Origin of the sequence: Microbacterium aurantiacum, from assembly GCF_002872075.1 — a bacterium.
GTDB classification, from domain to species: Bacteria; Actinomycetota; Actinomycetes; order Actinomycetales; family Microbacteriaceae; genus Microbacterium; species Microbacterium aurantiacum_A.
The window spans coordinates 18566-35532 of the sequence record NZ_PGGU01000001.1; the positions used below are offsets into that span (position 1 = coordinate 18566).

At 66.5% G+C, this 16967-nt stretch carries 25 protein-coding genes; 17 read left to right on the top strand and 8 right to left on the bottom strand.

Features of this window, described 5'->3' with window-relative positions:
• The first annotated feature begins 34 nt into the window (after positions 1 to 34).
• The 8 genes from CUR96_RS18520 (at position 35) to CUR96_RS00165 (ending at position 5194) form a co-directional block, all read left to right on the top strand.
• Positions 35 to 172 (top strand): hypothetical protein, encoded by a 138-nt coding sequence (locus CUR96_RS18520; protein ID WP_180968887.1) that lies wholly within the window; start codon positions 35 to 37, stop codon positions 170 to 172.
• Positions 162 to 1424 (top strand): hypothetical protein, encoded by a 1263-nt coding sequence (locus CUR96_RS00135; RefSeq protein ID WP_245861036.1) that lies wholly within the window; start codon positions 162 to 164, stop codon positions 1422 to 1424. Before CUR96_RS18520 ends, CUR96_RS00135 begins: the two co-directional genes overlap by 11 nt.
• Before the next feature lie 250 nt (positions 1425 to 1674).
• Positions 1675 to 2178: a hypothetical protein gene (locus CUR96_RS00140; protein WP_102191267.1), complete on the top strand. Its 504-nt coding sequence runs from the start codon at positions 1675 to 1677 to the stop codon at positions 2176 to 2178.
• Complete coding sequence (locus CUR96_RS00145) at positions 2178 to 2597, top strand: hypothetical protein (RefSeq protein WP_102191268.1); 420 nt, start codon at positions 2178 to 2180, stop codon at positions 2595 to 2597. The genes CUR96_RS00140 and CUR96_RS00145 overlap by 1 nt, the downstream gene beginning before the upstream one ends.
• Before the next feature lie 30 nt (positions 2598 to 2627).
• Positions 2628 to 2927, top strand: coding sequence for a hypothetical protein (locus tag CUR96_RS00150; RefSeq protein ID WP_102191269.1), 300 nt, complete (start codon positions 2628 to 2630; stop codon positions 2925 to 2927).
• Between the two features lie 32 nt (positions 2928 to 2959).
• On the top strand, positions 2960 to 3199 hold the full coding sequence (locus CUR96_RS00155; protein ID WP_102191270.1) for a hypothetical protein: 240 nt from the start codon (positions 2960 to 2962) through the stop codon (positions 3197 to 3199).
• Positions 3196 to 3732, top strand: a complete 537-nt coding sequence (locus CUR96_RS00160; RefSeq protein WP_102191271.1) for a hypothetical protein — start codon at positions 3196 to 3198, stop codon at positions 3730 to 3732. The genes CUR96_RS00155 and CUR96_RS00160 overlap by 4 nt, the downstream gene beginning before the upstream one ends.
• Before the next feature lie 58 nt (positions 3733 to 3790).
• On the top strand, positions 3791 to 5194 hold the full coding sequence (locus CUR96_RS00165; RefSeq protein WP_102191272.1) for a hypothetical protein: 1404 nt from the start codon (positions 3791 to 3793) through the stop codon (positions 5192 to 5194).
• 3 nt (positions 5195 to 5197) lie between these two features.
• On the opposite strand, the gene CUR96_RS00170 is transcribed toward CUR96_RS00165, so the two are convergent.
• On the bottom strand, positions 5198 to 5527 hold the full coding sequence (locus CUR96_RS00170) for a histone-like nucleoid-structuring protein Lsr2 (RefSeq protein ID WP_102191273.1): 330 nt from the start codon (positions 5525 to 5527) through the stop codon (positions 5198 to 5200).
• Between the two features lie 129 nt (positions 5528 to 5656).
• Between CUR96_RS00170 and CUR96_RS00175 the strand changes: the two genes are divergently transcribed.
• From CUR96_RS00175 to CUR96_RS00195, 5 genes are all read left to right on the top strand, one after another.
• A complete protein-coding gene (locus CUR96_RS00175; protein WP_102191274.1) occupies positions 5657 to 6538 on the top strand; it encodes an ArdC-like ssDNA-binding domain-containing protein in 882 nt (293 codons plus the stop codon).
• Positions 6539 to 6640: 102 nt separating this feature from the next.
• Complete coding sequence (locus CUR96_RS00180; protein ID WP_245861037.1) at positions 6641 to 7462, top strand: HNH endonuclease family protein; 822 nt, start codon at positions 6641 to 6643, stop codon at positions 7460 to 7462.
• Between the two features lie 17 nt (positions 7463 to 7479).
• Positions 7480 to 8019 carry a hypothetical protein gene (locus tag CUR96_RS00185; RefSeq protein ID WP_146008087.1) on the top strand — a complete coding sequence of 180 codons (540 nt, stop codon included), beginning with the start codon at positions 7480 to 7482 and terminating at the stop codon, positions 8017 to 8019.
• A gap of 20 nt (positions 8020 to 8039) precedes the next feature.
• On the top strand, positions 8040 to 8462 hold the full coding sequence (locus CUR96_RS00190; protein WP_102191276.1) for a hypothetical protein: 423 nt from the start codon (positions 8040 to 8042) through the stop codon (positions 8460 to 8462).
• Positions 8459 to 8749, top strand: coding sequence for a hypothetical protein (locus tag CUR96_RS00195; protein WP_102191277.1), 291 nt, complete (start codon positions 8459 to 8461; stop codon positions 8747 to 8749). Before CUR96_RS00190 ends, CUR96_RS00195 begins: the two co-directional genes overlap by 4 nt.
• Positions 8750 to 8864: 115 nt before the next feature.
• Here CUR96_RS00195 and CUR96_RS00200 read toward each other — a convergent pair whose 3' ends face one another.
• Positions 8865 to 9383 carry a hypothetical protein gene (locus CUR96_RS00200; protein WP_102191278.1) on the bottom strand — a complete coding sequence of 173 codons (519 nt, stop codon included), beginning with the start codon at positions 9381 to 9383 and terminating at the stop codon, positions 8865 to 8867.
• 100 nt (positions 9384 to 9483) lie between these two features.
• Between CUR96_RS00200 and CUR96_RS00205 the strand changes: the two genes are divergently transcribed.
• From CUR96_RS00205 to CUR96_RS00220, 4 genes are read left to right on the top strand one after another with little or no spacing between them, the layout of a single operon-like run.
• On the top strand, positions 9484 to 9996 hold the full coding sequence (locus CUR96_RS00205; RefSeq protein WP_102191279.1) for a hypothetical protein: 513 nt from the start codon (positions 9484 to 9486) through the stop codon (positions 9994 to 9996).
• Between the two features lie 13 nt (positions 9997 to 10009).
• Entirely contained in the window at positions 10010 to 10963 is a 954-nt protein-coding gene (locus CUR96_RS00210; RefSeq protein WP_180968888.1) for a DUF3560 domain-containing protein, read from the top strand.
• A complete protein-coding gene (locus CUR96_RS00215) occupies positions 10960 to 11214 on the top strand; it encodes a hypothetical protein (protein WP_102191281.1) in 255 nt (84 codons plus the stop codon). The genes CUR96_RS00210 and CUR96_RS00215 overlap by 4 nt, the downstream gene beginning before the upstream one ends.
• A 7-nt stretch (positions 11215 to 11221) precedes the next feature.
• A complete protein-coding gene (locus CUR96_RS00220) occupies positions 11222 to 11443 on the top strand; it encodes a hypothetical protein (protein ID WP_102191282.1) in 222 nt (73 codons plus the stop codon).
• A gap of 55 nt (positions 11444 to 11498) precedes the next feature.
• On the opposite strand, the gene nrdH is transcribed toward CUR96_RS00220, so the two are convergent.
• From nrdH to CUR96_RS00250, 6 genes are all read right to left on the bottom strand, one after another.
• The gene (nrdH, locus tag CUR96_RS00225) at positions 11499 to 11732 is read right to left on the bottom strand and encodes a glutaredoxin-like protein NrdH (protein WP_102191283.1); all 234 of its coding nucleotides are present in this window, start codon (positions 11730 to 11732) and stop codon (positions 11499 to 11501) included.
• 48 nt (positions 11733 to 11780) lie between these two features.
• Positions 11781 to 12059 (bottom strand): hypothetical protein, encoded by a 279-nt coding sequence (locus CUR96_RS00230; protein ID WP_102191284.1) that lies wholly within the window; start codon positions 12057 to 12059, stop codon positions 11781 to 11783.
• 15 nt (positions 12060 to 12074) lie between these two features.
• Positions 12075 to 12611 carry a hypothetical protein gene (locus CUR96_RS00235; RefSeq protein WP_102191285.1) on the bottom strand — a complete coding sequence of 179 codons (537 nt, stop codon included), beginning with the start codon at positions 12609 to 12611 and terminating at the stop codon, positions 12075 to 12077.
• 19 nt (positions 12612 to 12630) lie between these two features.
• The gene (locus CUR96_RS00240) at positions 12631 to 14646 is read right to left on the bottom strand and encodes an FtsK/SpoIIIE domain-containing protein (RefSeq protein ID WP_180968889.1); all 2016 of its coding nucleotides are present in this window, start codon (positions 14644 to 14646) and stop codon (positions 12631 to 12633) included.
• A 598-nt stretch (positions 14647 to 15244) separates the two neighbouring features.
• Positions 15245 to 15619, bottom strand: a complete 375-nt coding sequence (locus tag CUR96_RS00245; RefSeq protein WP_102191287.1) for a hypothetical protein — start codon at positions 15617 to 15619, stop codon at positions 15245 to 15247.
• A 139-nt stretch (positions 15620 to 15758) separates the two neighbouring features.
• Positions 15759 to 16964, bottom strand: a complete 1206-nt coding sequence (locus CUR96_RS00250) for a M23 family metallopeptidase (RefSeq protein WP_102191288.1) — start codon at positions 16962 to 16964, stop codon at positions 15759 to 15761.
• Between the last annotated feature and the right edge of the window lie 3 nt (positions 16965 to 16967).

Genomic DNA, 16967 nt, shown 5'->3' on the forward strand with positions numbered 1-16967 from the left:
GGGCCGGCAGGGCCACCATCACGAGGGACATCCCATGGGCAAGACGATCACCAACTATCCCGCCGGCGCGGCGGACTGGGCCACGATCAGCCGCTGGGTCGACGAGAACCGCCCCGACCTCATCCCCACCCTTCCGACCTCCTCGACCGCGGAGACAGACCATGAGCACTGAGACCATCACCTGGGTCCTCACCCCGGCAGAGTTCGCCGCAACACAGGAGCGCGCCGCGAAGATCAACACCCGCGCAGCGAAGCGCGGCTTCACCGGCCGCCTCGAGGTCACCGGCGTACCCCGCGAAGTCACCGAGACCGACGAAGCAGGCCTGCCCCGCACCCGCACCGTCGTCGACGCCCGCATCACCGGCGAAGCACCCAGCTACAACGGCTGGAGCTTCCTCGCCGCCGTAGACAGCATCGAGACGGCAGACGGCCACGACTTCATCCTGCGTACCGCACCCGGTATCGAGGAGTCCGGCGTCGACCGGAGCCAGCTGGTCGCCGGCCGCTGCCAGCACTGCAACACGATCCGCACCAACCGTCGCTACACCTACCTCGTCCGCAACGACGAGACCGGGCAGACCGTCCAGGTCGGCTCCACCTGCATCAAGGACTTCACCGGCTGGCAGGGCAAGCCGATCTTCCTCAGCGTCGACGAGATCTCCGAACAGCTCGAGGACCACATCGGCGGACTCTCCGCCGGGCGCCCGGAGTACTCGCCGGAGACGATCATCGCCGCCGCCTGGGCGATCAGCCGCCTCTTCGGCTGGGTGCCCGCATCCGCCACCGGCCGCACCTCCACCCGCGACCTGGTCGTCAGCTATCTCTTCGGGACCTCTCGCGGCGATCGCGAGCTGCAGCGCGACGTCGCCCCGCACATCCCCGATGCCGCCCCCACGGCGCGCGCGATCATCGCGGCTCTGCTCGAGGGGCTGGATGGCGCCGGCGACTACGTCACCAACCTCCTGGTGTGCCTGCGCGCACCTCACGTCGAGCACCGCCACTTCGGCATCGTAGTCTCGGCGATCGCGGCCTACGAGCGGATGACCGGTGCGACCGCGCAGCGGAAGGCGGAGGCCGAGGAGCGGGCCCGCCAGCAGGCGCAGATCCGCTACGCCGGCAACAAGGGAGAGAAGATCACTGTCACCGGCACCATCACCCGCCTCATGCCGTTCAGCGGCAGCTACGGCTACACCCCCAAGACGACCATGCTCGTCATCGTCGAGGGCGCCGGCATCGCCGCGAAGATGTTCACCGCCGCCAACTGGGCGTGGGAAGTCACCCAGGGCGACCAGGTCGTCATCGCGGGAACAGTGAAGGACCACGAGGAGTACAACGGCGTCCAGCAGACCGTGCTCACCCGCCCCAAGCTCGTCAGCAAGGCTCCGACAGCTGCAGCTGCGCAGGACGCACCCACCGACGATTGACAGATCCCACGCGAAGAGGGCCGGCGCGATCTCGCCGGCCCTCTTGCATGCCCCGCCTCATCGAGATATCCTAATGAATGTCAGATTCACTATTCGAGGAAGGAGCCTCCGCCAGATCACTGGCTACCGCACCCGGGATGTCCGCGAAGACCCCGCTGCAGCGCCTATATGACGCAGAGGGCCCGTCGCATCCGCGACCGGAAGCTCTGAACGATCGATACGCGCCGCCTGGTGCTGAGGACTTACTGCCATGACTCGAACCGCGCTCACCATCTACCTCGCCGATCCCTCGCCGGACGCGCTGCCCCCGACTCCGATCCTTATCGACGAGAACTACTACGTCCGCGCAGGGCTCGACGAGCGCAACGGCGCCCGCCTGGTCGGATTCAGCCCGCGCATGGCCATCGCCGTCAGCGTCTGGGCACACCAGGCGATCCGCAACCCCGCCGCAGCCATCGGGCTGCAGCCGAGCTTCATCCTCGAGGGGCACGTATGGCGCCACCCTCTCCTGGTGGCCAGCCTCACCGTCCGCGATCAGGGCAGCGTCCGCGTCGTGATAACTAACACCGCCGACCACAGCACCACGACGCCCTACAGCGGTGATGACGAGGCAGTCGCCGAACGGGTCGCCGCGGCCTGGGGTGCCCTGCCGGGCTTCACCGCCAGTGTCGTCAAGCGCCCCTCAACCGTCACCACACTGCCGCAGCGCACCAGCACCCCTTCTACCCTCGAGACCGGATCCCTGGAGAACTGATGCACACCCTGACCACGACCCCGCGCATCACTCTCCAGCGGCACGCCACCATCCAGGAGTCGCGGACTCCGATCGGGTCCGGTCGCTCACACCTGGCTGAGACCCTCGTCGATCTCGCGCAGTCCGCCGATCGTCAGGCCGCTCGCGCCGTCGACGTCGACGTCGACGTCGACGTGACCATGAGCTCGCAGCTGTTCATCCTCGGCGACCAGCTGCGCACGATGGCACATCACGTCGACCAGAACAACGATCGCGACGCAGCCCTCACGCTGCTTGATGACGCCCGGGTCCGCGTGGCCCGTGCCATGGTCCGACTCGACGCCCGCGAACGTATGTCCGCGACGCCGGCGCCGGACTCCGTATATGACGTAGGAGACCCCAACGACGTCCGATCCTCGAACGCCGCTGTAGCCCCCTGATCGTCAGGTCACTACAAAGGAGAAGAGATCATGTCCACCATCCAGGCACCCGCACCCACCGACACCACCGTGTTCGTCGGAACGGTCAGCTCCCCGCCGAACGTCATCCGGTTGCTGCCCGATCGCCGCGCTCACGTGTCTTTCCACCTCGACACCGGCGACGCTCATGGCGTGAACGTCCACGTCGACGGATCACTCGCCGAGCTCGCACGGATCACCATCCACCGCCGCGACCACGTCACGGTCACCGCGGCGAAGGTGTACCGCAGGAACTCCACCCAGCGCACCCCCGATGTCGACGCCCAGGCGTTCGACCTCATCCCCGCCTGAACCCAGCGCGGAAAACCCGAGAAGGAAACCCCATGGGCCGCATCTACACCGTCAACGGCAAGCCGATCGACATCGACGACACTACCGCCGTCCAGGCACTCAGCAACGAAGAGTTCACCGAGCTGTTCACGCTCGTCAAGGACACGGCACCCGTCGACGGCGAGCACGCCATTCCCCCAGTGCGCGTTGATCGGGAGCCCGGTGAGGGATTCATCATCACGCCTCGGCCGACAGTGCTCCCGGCCGAGGAAGCCCCGGAGGAGCAGTCGTGATCCCGCCGTGTGACTTCGAGGACGCGAGCATCTTCAACATCCTCGCGACGTTCCGGCGAACGACCTGCGGGATGGCAGCGGATGGGTTGCTCGCGTACCCCTACCTGCTGCAGTGGATCTTCGGCATCGTCTTCGCCATCACTGCCCTCGTCGCCATGCTGGCCTTACTCCCCGTCAAGAACTCTCGACCACTGCTGCAGATCGCACGGTGCGCATTGACCGGAACCGTCTGGTTCCTCTTGCTCCTCTTCGGCGATGTCGCACGGATGATCATCGGCCGCGAGTTCGTGCCGGCGATCGCGGATGCCGTCCAGCAGATGGGATGGACCTGGGCCGGAATCCTCTACCTGTTCATCCTGATGCTCGTCGGCGCCATCGTCCTGGTCGCCCTCGTCCCCGCAGGGTGGATCTACCTGCTGGTCCGGATGGGCAGGCCGAAACGCACGATGCCGGTGCACATCTCGGAGCCTGCTGCCGCTCCGCTGGCGGCGGCCGCGGCCTCTGAGCTTCCGCGATGGGGCGGGCGGCAATGAGCGCCAGACGCCTCGTCGCCCGTGCCCGTCTGTTCTTCGAGATCTGACGGGCACCGCCATGTGCGACGACATCGATCACGGCGGACGCCGCTGCCCCTCGTCAACCGCCGACGGACAGCGGGCACGGCGTGCGCAGAAGCGCGAGCAAGATGCCGACGATCGCCTGCAGGCATTCATCGGCGCGACCCCCTTCCGACCCGAATCGGGCGACCTCATGCGGATGAGCTCACGACCGAGCTACTACGACAACGACGAGTGGATCGAATACGACGAGTCGATGCATCTGTCGGCTGAGCGCCACGGCGTGGAGATCATCGACGCTCGCAACGCCGCGGGACTCTGGGAGGGCGAGTCGGAACCAGCCGGCGCCTATCTTGTCCGCGCCGAACGCTTCGAGGACATCACCGCCTGGGCCGGCGAAGTTGCCGGCAGGTACAACCAGGACGGCGTCATGGCCGGATACTTCACCCCGGACGGTCCCGACCAGGTCCTCTCCTTCACCGGTGACGCGGTCGACGACGAGCGCGTCGAGTCCGTTCTGGAGACGCTGCGAGCTGCAGATGTTCCGGGCGGACGCCTCTACGACGGCCGCCTCGAGATCGCCGTCCAGTCGGCATACCCGCTCCCGCCTGCAGCCGTCGACATCCTGTCTCGTCGACTCGGCACGACAGCGGAGACCGCACCGGCGAGGGTCGAGTTCATCGACGCGACCGAGGATCACCGCCGGCACACACCGATCAAAGAGATCCAGATGCTCCGGCAGAACTATGCCGACACGCACGGATTCCCTCGCCGGCAGCGGATGCCTCACCTGACCGAGCAGGACGACATCGCTGCAGCTCGCGCCTACGACGCTGCACCCCATGAGCCGCGGCATCCGCGCGTAGCCCGGTCCTACCGATACTTCCGCCAGCACATCGCCGCGCAGTGGGACATGCTCGTCGACGCCGGCTACACCTTCGATCCCTGGCATGGCGACCAGGAGCAGCCCTACAGCGACTCCGCGGCAATGCTCGCGGATCTCCGCGACAACAAGCACCTCAGCTACTTCCGAACTGACGTCTCCCAGAACACCGAAGGCGCGCTGCCGCCGGACCACCCGATGGCCTCCATGGTGACGGTCACCATGCCTTCCGGAGAGCGCCGGCGCATGGTCGCCAACGACGTCTTCCGCGCCGTGCACGACGCCCTCGCCCATAGTGAAGGACACCAGTTCGGACCGTTCGGAGAGAAACGCGCCTGGTGGACTCACCGAGCCTGCCTGCCCCGTGAAGCACGCCTGGCACTGTGGAACGAGACACGAGCTCAGAACTGCTGGACGAACGCTGGCCCCCACATGACCGCCGTCGACGGGGCCGGGTCGCCCCGTCTACTGAACCGTAGCGACGGCGGGTGGCTCCCCCTGACCCAACGCCCCTACGCCGAGCAGAAGACCGTCCGAGTGCACCCCTCGCTGCTGTAGCGGCTACTGACCCCGCTGCGTGTACAGGTCCATCACCTGCTGAGGGATCCGGCCGCGGTCAGACACCGCATGCCCTTGCTCCCTCGCCCATGCGCGAACCGCATCCAGATCTGCGGACGCACGACGCCGCGCAGGCTTCGCCGATGCCCCGACACGACGGGCCGCGGAGATGAACGGCTGCAGCGCCCCGTGCAGCTGCTCAGCGTGGGTGCCGCTCAGGTCGATCTCGTACGACTTCCCGTCGACGCCGAAACGGACGGTCTCGCCATCGTCCGGATCCAGGACCTGACCGTCCAGGTCGTCGACGAGCTGGTGGATGATCTTCTGCGCCATGAACAGAACGCTACCGGCGCCGCGGACTCCAGAACGGATCTTCCAGCCGTGGCGCTTGACAGTGTCGGTGGCACCGCTTACTCTAATGAATGTCAGATTCACTAGTTGTTCGCCCGAGGAAGGCCCATCATGACCACCACGAAGACCCGCCGCGCCCCCCGCCGGACCGCTGAGGAGCGCGCCGAGGAAGCCAAGCTCCTGCACGACCGACTCACCACCCAGGTCGCAGCCCTCGCCGACTCCGACGCCTGGAAGTCGTTCCTCCGGCTCTCCGGGGTCGCCCGCAACCGCAGCCTGAATAACCAGCTGCTCATCCTCTCCCAGCTGCCCACCGCCACCATCTGCCTCGGCTACCGCCAGTGGGAGCAGCTCGGCCGCCACGTCATCAAGGGACAGAAGTCGCTGTCGATCTTCGGCTTCTCCCGCAAGACGGTGACGGAGACCGACGAAGAGTCCGGCGAGGAGAACACCCGCAGCTGGAACCGCTACCCGATCCTGCGCGTCTTCGACATCTCGCAGACCGAGGGCGATGACCTGCCCGTCACGCTCCTCGAGGGCGACGACGACGCCGGGATCTTCGACCGGGTCGCCGAGGTCCTCCGCGGCCGCGGCTGGGACGTCGCGCTCGAGGAGATCGCCACCCCGGGCCTGAACGGCTACACCCGCTACGACACCCGCGCGGTGCGCGTCAACGTCGCCCTCTCCCCCGCGCAGCGCGCCAAGACTCTCCTCCACGAGGCCGGGCACGCCACCCTCCACACGCCGGAGGACACCGCCACCCCGATCGCGCACCGCGGTCAGATCGAAACCGAAGCCGAGTCGGTCGCCTACGCACTGGGCTCCATGCTCGGCATCGACACCTCCGCCTGGTCGATCGGGTACGTCGCCTCCTGGTCCGACGGCGACGTCGACCTCATCCGCGCTACCGCCGCCAACGTCCAGCGGGCCGTCGCCGATCTCGGTGACGCGCTCCTCGGCGAGAAGCCCATCGGGGCCGCTCTCGCCGGGTGAAACATCCGGAGGGGCGGGACGCCATCCACCCGCCCCTCCGGATGTCCGCGAAGGACCCGATATCGGGCCTATATGACGAGGAAGACCACCCCAGGAGATGACATGACCACGAACCGCACACTCATCCGCACCGCTACCCGCATTCTCACCGGGCGCAACATCTTCACCCGTAGCGCCCGCCGCATCCTCGGAGCCGGCGCGGTCCTCCTAGTCTTGCTCGTCATCGGATACTTCATGCTCTCCGGACGCGAACTCCCCTCGTTCCAGCCGGGCAGCTCTCCCGTCTTTCCTGCACCAGCTGTCCCAGCTGCTCCCAGCCCAGACGACGGTACGCCGGCGGCGCTAACCCCCGAGGCCGGTCAGGCGCTCGTGCAGCTCGACCAGCTCACGATCGCCGAACCGCTGCAGACCCCGTACAACCGCGACGCTTTCGGGCAGCGATGGGCTGACGTCGACCGCAACGGATGCGACACCCGCAACGACATCCTGCGCCGGGACCTCGTCGAAGTGACCACCAAGCCCGGCACCCGCGACTGCGTCATCCTGACCGGCACCCTGCATGACCCATACACCGGGACGACGATCTCCTTCACCCGAGGGCAGGGTACGAGCGAGCTCGTTCAGATCGATCACGTCATCCCGCTGGCCTGGGCTTGGCGCAATGGCGCTGCCGATTGGACCGACGAGCGGCGCGAGCAGTTCGCGAACGACGCCATCAACCTTGCCGCCGTCGACGGCTCGGCCAACCAGTCCAAGAGCGACCGAGGCCCCGCCCTCTGGATGCCGCCGGCGTCCGGCTACCACTGCAGCTACGCCATCGGCTTCGTCCAGGTCCTCGACAGCTACGACCTCACCGTCCCTACCGAAGACGCCACCGCGCTGCGCTCCACGCTCACCAGCTGCAGCACGACCGAAGGGAACTGACGATCATGGTCGACCAGATGACGGATCTCATCGTGGGCAGCATCTACCAGGGAGGCGCCGAGGGCCGACGCGCGCCGGCACCCGAGAGCCCCACCCGCACTGTGCTGCTCGCCAAGATCGCCGCAGCTCGCATCGCGGCCTGGGACAGCGAGCAGGAGAACGCGCTCGATGCGCTGCTGGCCGTGCTCGACTGGCACCGCCCGACGCAGATCTGGAAGCAGGTCTTCAAGCCCACCTACATCGGCGATCGCTACCTCGGCGTCGGCTGCCGGTCCTGCAACTGGCGTGCCGCCTCGGACTGTCCCACGGTGCGCGCGATCGCCACGGCGTTCCGCGTCACCCCCGAGCCCTGGATCCCCGGACGTCAGGACGATGCATCCGCTCTCTCGAGCGGCCTGGAAACCGTCGCCCGTCAGGCCGTCATCGAGGTTCTCGACGCAGCCGTCACCTCTCGCGCCCTCGCGATCGGTGATCCTTCCCTCCGCCAGGAGGTCACCGCCGAGGCGACCGACTCGGTCTGCCAGCTCTTCACCGACTTCCTCAGCGAACCCCGCTGAGCATCCGAACGGAACCGACCATGATCCAGAAGCTGCGCAGCGTCACCATCAGCGACGAATCCGGCGTCGACTACACCGACCTGTTCGCCGACATCGCCCTCGATGACTACGAGCTCATCGGCGATCACACCGGCATCCGCTCCGTCGACGCCAACATCCCCGCCGACCCATTCGCACCACGCGCCAACGAAGTCGGCCCCCTCGGCGCACTCCTGGACCGTTGGCTGCAGTCGCAGGCGCAGTCCGACACTCGAGCAGGCTGGCAGTACCTCGACGTCTACGACGTGCACACCATCGCATTCACCGACCACACCACCGAGGACCGTGTGCAGTTCATCAACATCCTCGGCGAGATCCTCAACCAGCGCCGCGGCTATCGGCTGCGCGTCCTGGCCGATACCCTCGACCTGCTCATCTCCTTCGACCTGGAGCAGACCCGATGACCCTCCACCTCCCCGACTGGCCCACACTCGCAGCCGGCGACCGCGTCCTCATCCGCGATCGCGCCACCGCGCTCGAGCGGATCACCACCGTCGCAACCTCACTCCCCGATGCCGAGGGCGAAGGGCCCGGTTTCATCGACGACACCGGCGCCACCATCCGGCACTTTCACTTCACTGCCCGACCCGTCGCACCCCGCAGCGAGCACCCCCTGCAGGCCGACGTCGACAAGATCTTCTGCGAGCTCACAGGCCCGCAGACCTACAGCGGGAGAACCCTCTCGCGGTAAGATGAGACCGGCACCCGGCCGTTGAGGAGATCCCTCCTCGAGAACTAGTGAGTCTGACAATTTGCCAGTCCTCCGGCCGGGTGCCTTTTCTATGCCCAGCTGTCGGATGCCGCCTTCAATCGGCCGTCTCCTCAAGCAGCTCCATCCCGGCCCGGATATCAGGTCTCCAGCCGAGCAACTCGTCGTCGACGTCGTAGACGTCCCAGCCATCCTTCGCACCCGCTCGGAGCGTGCCGGCGAACTTGCGGTTTGTCGCCCACGTCACCTTGTGCGCACCCGTCTGAATGTTCAACGAGGCGCGCATCCGGCCATGGAGGGTGACGCCCGGAATGATGACGCGCGCTGTGGGTCGACCGGGCTCCGCCACTGTTTGACGCGTTGCTGATGTCCCCGTGTGCGGAATCGCCGTTGGGCTGGCAGCTGTCACCGGATCCTCTTCGGCCGCGGGTGGCTTGTCGGGGAAGACGTGCTGGTCGATTTCGACGATGAGGCCGGAGATCGCGAACACGAGCAGGAGCACGATCATCCACCCCTGCGCGTACATCGCATCCACTCCCCCGAACCCGGCGAGCCCGGCGACGACGAGGAGCAGGGCGCCGGCGACGGCGTAGCAGCCGTTCTTGAAGAGGATCACGTCTCAGAGCGTAGGCGCGTCGACGGACCCATTGACTCACCTAATGAATGTCACGTATATTAGTGAATGTCAGATTCACTACCTCTTGAGGGGGCTCATCATGCGAGCACTACCTGTCAGCCGTGACGTCATCGACCTGCTCGTCACCGCGGCATTCATCAGCACCACCGCCTACCAAGACCAGCACCAGACACCAGCGCAGCTCGTCGCCGAAGCTGACCGGATGGGTCAGCTGCTGTGGGACGAGAACCACCGCAGCGTCAGCTTCGCGCACATCATCAACCTCCCGGCGCCGTCCTACACCTGGCAGCCGGTCTTCGAGATCTCCTACGAGATCGACGTCGAGCAGGCGCTGCAGATCGAACGCTGCCGGCTGTTCTTCGCGGAGGTCAGCTGCCAGCATCACGGCTGGGACGGCTCCGAGGCCCGAGCATTCACCGACCGGCTCGGGCACGCGATCGATCGCCACCTCGCCGGCCACCGGATCGTCGACTCTGCCGAGCATGCCGGCGTCCTCGAGTACGAGGGCCTGTCCCGCGCGCTCGAGGAGTGGGAACGTCCGGTCGGGTTCCGCCACCGCCTCACCGCCGACGCCGCCGCAGCGGTCGTGTGACCGGGAGCTGATCATGGACCTCACACTCACGCACACCGCAGCGGACGGCACCATCCTCGAGGGAACCAGCCGTGGCGACGCCGCAGGGCGCATTCTCCGCGGCCGCGGTTGGCGATTCAGTCGCGCCATCACCGCCTGGTACATCCCGTACTCGCGCGATCGCGAACCCAAGCAGCACCTCATCGACACCACCGTCCAGGCACTGCAGTCCGCCGGCTTCACCGTCGACGTCACGATCGACACCACCCGCCGCGCCGCCGCGGAGGTCGAAACCGACCGGGTCGACCGCGAGGCTGCCCGCGCCGAGCATCTCGCCCACCGCGCTGACCGCAAGCTGCAGGCCGCCGACGAGCAGGAGGCCCAGGCGCTTGCCGCGCTCCGTCGCGTTCCGCCCATGGGAGAACCGATCAAGGTCGGGCACCACTCCGAGTCCGGGCATCGCACTTCAATCCGGAAGGCGGATGCTGCGATGCGTCGCTCCGTCGACGCCGACGCGGAGGCGACCCGCGCACGAGCACGCGCCGAGCTCGCCGCCCACGCGACCGACCGCCGGTACGAACCGATCGCCGTGGCCAACCGCATCGCGCGTCTCAACACCGAGATCTCCGCCTGCACGAAGAAGCTCGACGGCTACTCGCACACCTTCGCGGGCGGGTACATCGAGACCTACCCGCCCGCCCACGGCGCCTACGCGCAGCGGCTCACCCGCACCCGCGACGCCGCCGTCGACGAGCTCGCGTACTGGGAGGCCATCCGCGCCGAGCAGATCACCTCCGGCCAGGTCACCGAGTTCACCCGCGATAACGTCCACCGCGGCGACTGGATCCTCTACTCCGGCGCTTGGTGCCTGGTCACCCGCATCAACCCGAAGAGCGTCTCCGTGCGTACCCCGCACGGTGCCACTGGCACCGTCCCGTATACCCACATCCGACAGCACCGTCCCGCCTCGACAGGAGCCACCTCATGAGCATCGCCGCACGCCACCATCGCACCGCGGCGAAGCTCGCCGACGCACAGATCCAAGCAGCCTTGTTGCAGCGCCTGACCCGGATCCTGATCACGCTCGCCACCCTCGCGCTTGCCGTCGGTGGCGCCTGGGTGGGGATCGTCTTCCACGAGTACATCGACCGGATCATCATCACGGCCGTGGCCCTGGTGGTCGTGCCGTACGCGATCTATCACGTGGTGCGGTTCTTCCGGGATACCGACGACGAGTGAGCTGAGCGTGCCGACCTACAGCGTTCAGTGGAGCCAGACGGCGACAGTCACCGCGACCGTCACGGTCGACCTCGACGTGCTCGCGCAGTGGGCGGCGGATGCCGGCGTCGCGACGCTGCAGGACGGAGAGGTTGCATCGGCCAGCGCTCAGGTGCTGCGAGGGTCGCTCGAGCACAACCGGCACCTGCGTGAGCATCTGATCCGGTTGTGGGCTGCATCTCACGTCTGAGCACCACGCACAGCGAGGCCCCCGCCGGTTCGTCCGGCGGGGGCCTCGCTCATAGTCAGACGAGTCGAGCAGCGAGCTCGTCGATCTTGTCGGGACGGAACCCCGACCAGTGGCCTTCGTCTGTCACGACGACGGGGGCTTGCAGATACCCCAACGCCTTGACCTGCTCGACGGCCTTGGGGTCCTCCGACAGGTCGTGGATCTCGTACTCGACGCCCTTCGCGTCGAGGGCCCTGTATGTCGCGTTGCACTGAACGCACGAGGGCTTCGTATAGACCGTGACTGCCATGGACTTCACCTCCTTTCTAGACTTGCGGATTTGAGCATCCCGCGAACCTCAGACGCGGGCCGTCTCCCGGCGTTTCGCCCACACCCCGATGGCGATCGCGATCAGCAGGAATGCGGCCAGCACGAGGATCTGCACGCCGCCCAGGCCGATGCCGTCGGCGAACGGGATGATCACGGCCGATCCCTGCTCGAGGAGATGGAACTGGAGCATCCAGTCCCGGACCGGGGCGAGGATCGCGCCGGCCGAGATCACCCCGGTGACGAGAGCGAACGAGACGACGAGGCAGATGATGATCCAGTCGTCGGTGTTGTCCTTCTGTCCTTCCATGACGGTCGTCCTTCCTCAAGCCCGCATGAGCTGGTGATCGCGGGTTGTTCCGTCGACGGGGATCCGGACGGCGAGGTTGTCTCGCATGTCAGCGGACAGCAGTTCCATGTCCGGTGTGTTCGCGCCGAGCAGCACGTGGATCTTCGCCGAGCGTGCCAGGCTCAGCAGGTCGCGGAGCTGTTCGGTCACTGCCCGGGCTTCCGGTTCTGCCCGCGCGGCACGAGTGAGAGCCTCACCCTCGTCGACGACGAGCAGGATGGGATCCAGCGTTTCCCTCGAGGAAGGGTCGGACATCAGCTGGGAGTAGCGCTGCTCCATCAGCACCCAGATGTCGGTGATGATCTCCTGCTGCTTCTCGATCGTGTCTCCCCGCTGCACCGACCAGCCCGCAGCGGAGAAGTCTGCGGCGATGTTGCTAATGAGGGTGGCGCGCTCTTCGGTCGTTCCTCCGACGGCGATGCAGTGCGCATCGAGCGCGGGACGCCAGGTCGTCGGCGGGGTCGCGGCCGCGCGGATGGGAACGGTGAAGAGGGTGTAGTCGTTGTTCGTCATGGTTGCTGCTCCTTCGTGTTCAGGCATCCTGCGGGTGCCGGTAGGTGAGGACCTCGTTGTCGGCGACGGTCAGCAGACCGTCCTCGCCCGACTCGAGATCGCGGTATTCGATGGCAAGCTGCTCGTCGTCGACGACATCGGGCTCGATCCCTTCGATGACGCCCCAGAGATCCAGGGCGAGATCGATCGCGACGAGATCTCCGACCTGCAGGTCGGCAGCCGGCCCTTCCTCTGCACCGAGATATCCGTCGTCGGAATCGGATGCGGTGTCGTCACTCACGTCGTCCGGGTCTTCCTCGACGAAGCGGACCCGGTCGCGGCTGGTGAGTGAGATCACGTTGGACGGTTCCGGCGGAGTCACGACCGAGACGAAGTCGGGATCGAACGGGCCGATCTTCGCGGCGAGCCACTGGTAGTAGTCCGGGTCGATCGGCACTTCCATGTCCTCGTCGGCGTATGACGGTTCCGGATCCACGATCATCGACCGGCCATAGCGCGCTTCGCCTGGACGCAGCGTGTCGAGGTGTGCCCACTCCTCGACCTCGTCGCGCTCGAGCTTGGCCGGGTCCGGGGTGTAGTAGGCCTGGATCTCGACGGGCAGCGACTCGGCGTTGAGCGTGACGCCGCGGCCGCGCTTGTTGCGGGGGATCGCGACGCCAACGGCGAAGCTGTCCCACATCATGTTCGCGCCCTGTGGGGAGAGGCGACCGAAACTGACTCGGGCGCCGAAGTTGTCGCGCATCTCGCCGCCGAGGAACTCGACGTCGGGGCGCTGCAGGCCGAGGAGCATGTGGATCTTCGCCGAGCGGGCGAGGCGGGCGAGGTCGGAGAGCAGCTCGAGCACGGGTGCCTGTGCAGGAGCGCCCTTCGGCTTGACGGTTTTGTACCACCGCTGCACACGCGCTTTGAAGGTGGCGTACTCGTCGATGATGAGCGCGAGGGGTTCGAAGTCCTCGAGACGGGCCTTGCCTTCCTCGAGGAGGGAGTACCGCTCTTCCATCAGCTCGTGTGCGGCGTGCAGCATCCGCACCTGGTGTTCGACGCGGGCGCCGACGAGCTCGACGTTGGGCCAGTCGCGGAAGCCGGTGAACTCGATGCGCTTGCCGTCGATGACCCAGATCCGCCAGCCGGCGTGTGAGAGGTGCGTGAGGACCGTGTGCTGGAAGGAGGTCTTTCCGGATCCGGTTCCACCGATGACCAGGCAGTGCGGGGATACGGACGGCTGCCAGTGCTGAACGATGCCGTCCTCATCGATGCCGATAGGGATCATGAACTTCTTGTAACTGGCGTGGTTCAGTCCGAACGCAGCGCCGGGCACCGTGTGCTTGATCATGTCGGGCATCTGCGGACGCAGCTGGAACTTGACCAGGTCCGCCTCGAGATCCCACTTGGCTCGCCACCGGCCAGGGAGCATCGCGTTGATCGTCTTCTCGATCTTGAGCCGAAGGGGTGGACTGGACATCCGGGGGCCAACGTTGTGCTTGACCTCGATCTCCTTCACAACACCCTCCTCCTCAACGATGGAGAGCGAGGCGGAAGGGTCGATGATCTGCTTCACCACATCGACGGCGCGCTGATGGTCACGGCTGACAGGCTCGGCCGTCGGTGCGATCTCGACGACGAGGACGCACTTGCGTGGGTCATGCTTGCGGACCTGGTAGGTCTCCCCCAGCCGTCTCTCGAGCGCGCCGAGGATCTGTTCGACGAACCGTGGATCGTCGTCGACGACCTGAGCGGCATATCGGATTCGCACACGGCTGGGTGTGCCGACCCATCCCTTCGTCCATCGCAGCGGCTGCACGAGCTCACGGCTGATCTCGTTCGCGGAGAGAAGAGGAAGGATCGCCTCGACGGCAGGATCCATCACTCCCTCACGCTGGAACTGTCTCACTCCAGCCGCGATCGCCAACCCGGCGACCAGCACGGCCCCCACCCAGATGAGCGGGACCAGGTCCGTGAAGGGGAAGTAGACGTTGACGGCTGTGACCAGAGCTGCGGCCGCGAGGACCAACAGACCCGGGACCAGACCATTCAACTGTCGGCGCGGAAGCAGCCTCACCCCGGACTGTCCGAGGTGCGGTGGTCGCGCCGGCGGTCGCGCAGTGCGTGTCGCCATGATGACCTTTCCGAGCCGACGACCATCGCCAGCTCTACGTCATATAGGCGGCGTGATCGCGCACTCGCGGACATCGCTCATTCCCGAGGCTCATCACAGCTTTGACGCACTCGTGATGTCCCCTGGCGATACGCCAGCGCTTCTGATCTACCCGGTGGGTCAGTGGTGGCCGATCGGTGGATGTCCGGCACGCATGGTGGCACGTCTCCGCTACATCAACCGGTGGATCTCCGGGAGCCCTCCGCTTGACACCAGTGATAGGATTGCCCGGGACTAGGCCCAAAGGGTCGACGGACCCGGGCAAACCCACCACCGGCGTAGCTATTTCCATACCGACATGCCACCGGTAGTCGTCCTGCTACATCACCGCTGATCCACCGGGAATCATGCGGCGCATGCCCGGTGGACGGTCTGGGAGCACGGTCACCCTCGTCGTCGGGACACCACCGACATCACCGCTGCGGCCCACGATCGCGGGCACCTCTTGTGCGGACGCGGGCTGCGGCCGCCGGCACATTCAGCTGGGGTTGTCGTCCTGCTGGCTCGCTTTCGCCTGAGCCTCTTCACGGCGGCGAGCCCATTCGGCGCGCTGCCATTCGCCTTGCCGTTCGGACGCGACTCGATTGATCCCGCGTGCACCTTCGGGTGCCGGCGGGAAGGGCTGGCCGTCGTTGTGCAGCTGCTCGAGGCGTTCGGCCTCCTGAATGAGCACGAGCTCGACGAGGGCATTCAGCGAGGGAGCACCATCCTCGAGCTCCTTCGTGCCCCACCATGCCGCCTTGAGTCGATCCTGCAGGGCGGCAGGCAGATAGTACGCGATCGTTCGATAGCCGGTCGCGGTGGTTTTGGCTGGGCGTCGGCGCGCAGCACGTGGGGAGTCAGAGTCAGGCACTAATCACCGTCTGGAAATGAAGGGGGCTGCCCCCTTCGGGTGGGGGTGTCTGTAGCCTACCCGCCTGGTTTCCGCTCCCCCACTGCCGGTTTCCATATCGGGAGATCCGCGGAATACCGTGGGTTTCCAGGTCGATAGGTCAGCCGCGGCGGCAGCTGCCATCTGCGGGGCACAGCTCGATGCCGTACAGCCGCATGAACGCTTCCGGATCCACCCACCCGGCTGGTCCGCCGAGCGCTTCGGAGCGCTGCAGGGACGCGACCTGCGGGTTGGTGTTGTTCTCGACGTTGATCCTCAGGTCCAGGTGGCAGCCTCCGGAGGGCGGGACGTTGCCCACTGCTCCGATGCGCTGGCCGGCGGTCACGGTGTCTCCCACGTTGACGACCCGGTCGCTCTTGTACATGTGGAGGTAGCTGACCACGAATCCGTCTGGGTGCTTGATCGACAGCCACAGCGAGCTGCTCAGCGTGACCTCTCCGGGAAGGACCGCGTAGACAGGGGAGCCGCAGGGCCCGGGCCAGTGCTGCATGTCCACGGCGGGATGCCAGGAGGAGGCACCGGGAACGGTCACGTCGCGAGGGCCGTACCCGGAGGTGAAGTTGAATCCCGGGTCGAGCGGCAGCGCAGCTCCACCCAGCTCGCCTCCATCGCAGGTGACGGATCCGGATGCGGTAGCGACGAGAGTCTTGGCGGCTGATTCCCACTTGTTGTATGCGTCGGGGAACGCGGAGACCTGGACCTTCTGCGCGGCCACACCGAGCTCCATGCTCTCCCAGCCACGGATGTCGAGGAGTCCTCGAGGAGAACCGCCGTTAGGTCCTTCCGGGCCGCCGAAGAACGCCTTTGCCGAGTACTCGACGTCCATCGTCTCGGCGACCGTTCCCCAGCCTGCCGAGGGCCGTTGCTGGAAGACGCCGAGGCTGTCGTGGTCCTTGCCATCACGATCGTGCGGGATGTTCGCGGACTCGGGGTAGGTGGAGGTGTTGGCGTAGATCCAGAGGTTGGATTCCTGCAGGGCGGTCATCAGTGCGATGACCTGCCCGTTCGTGGGCACTTTCAGCTGCTGCGCGACGGCGATGATCTTCGCTGCGTTCTGGACCTGGGCGGCCTCAAGAGAGACCGTGCGGCCGTTCACCTCGACGTCGACGCCAGCGAGGGTCCCTGTGTTCGGTGTGCAGCTGCCGGATCCTCCCATGGAGGTCGCCACCATGATCATGACCATGGTGGTGTAGCCGGCGAACGCCAGAACGGGCACGAGGATGAGCGAGATCACCAGGAAGATCCATCGCTTCTTCCCGGGGGCCTCATCTTCCTCGAGCGTGGGGTCGGGGGCGGTGAGAACCACAGG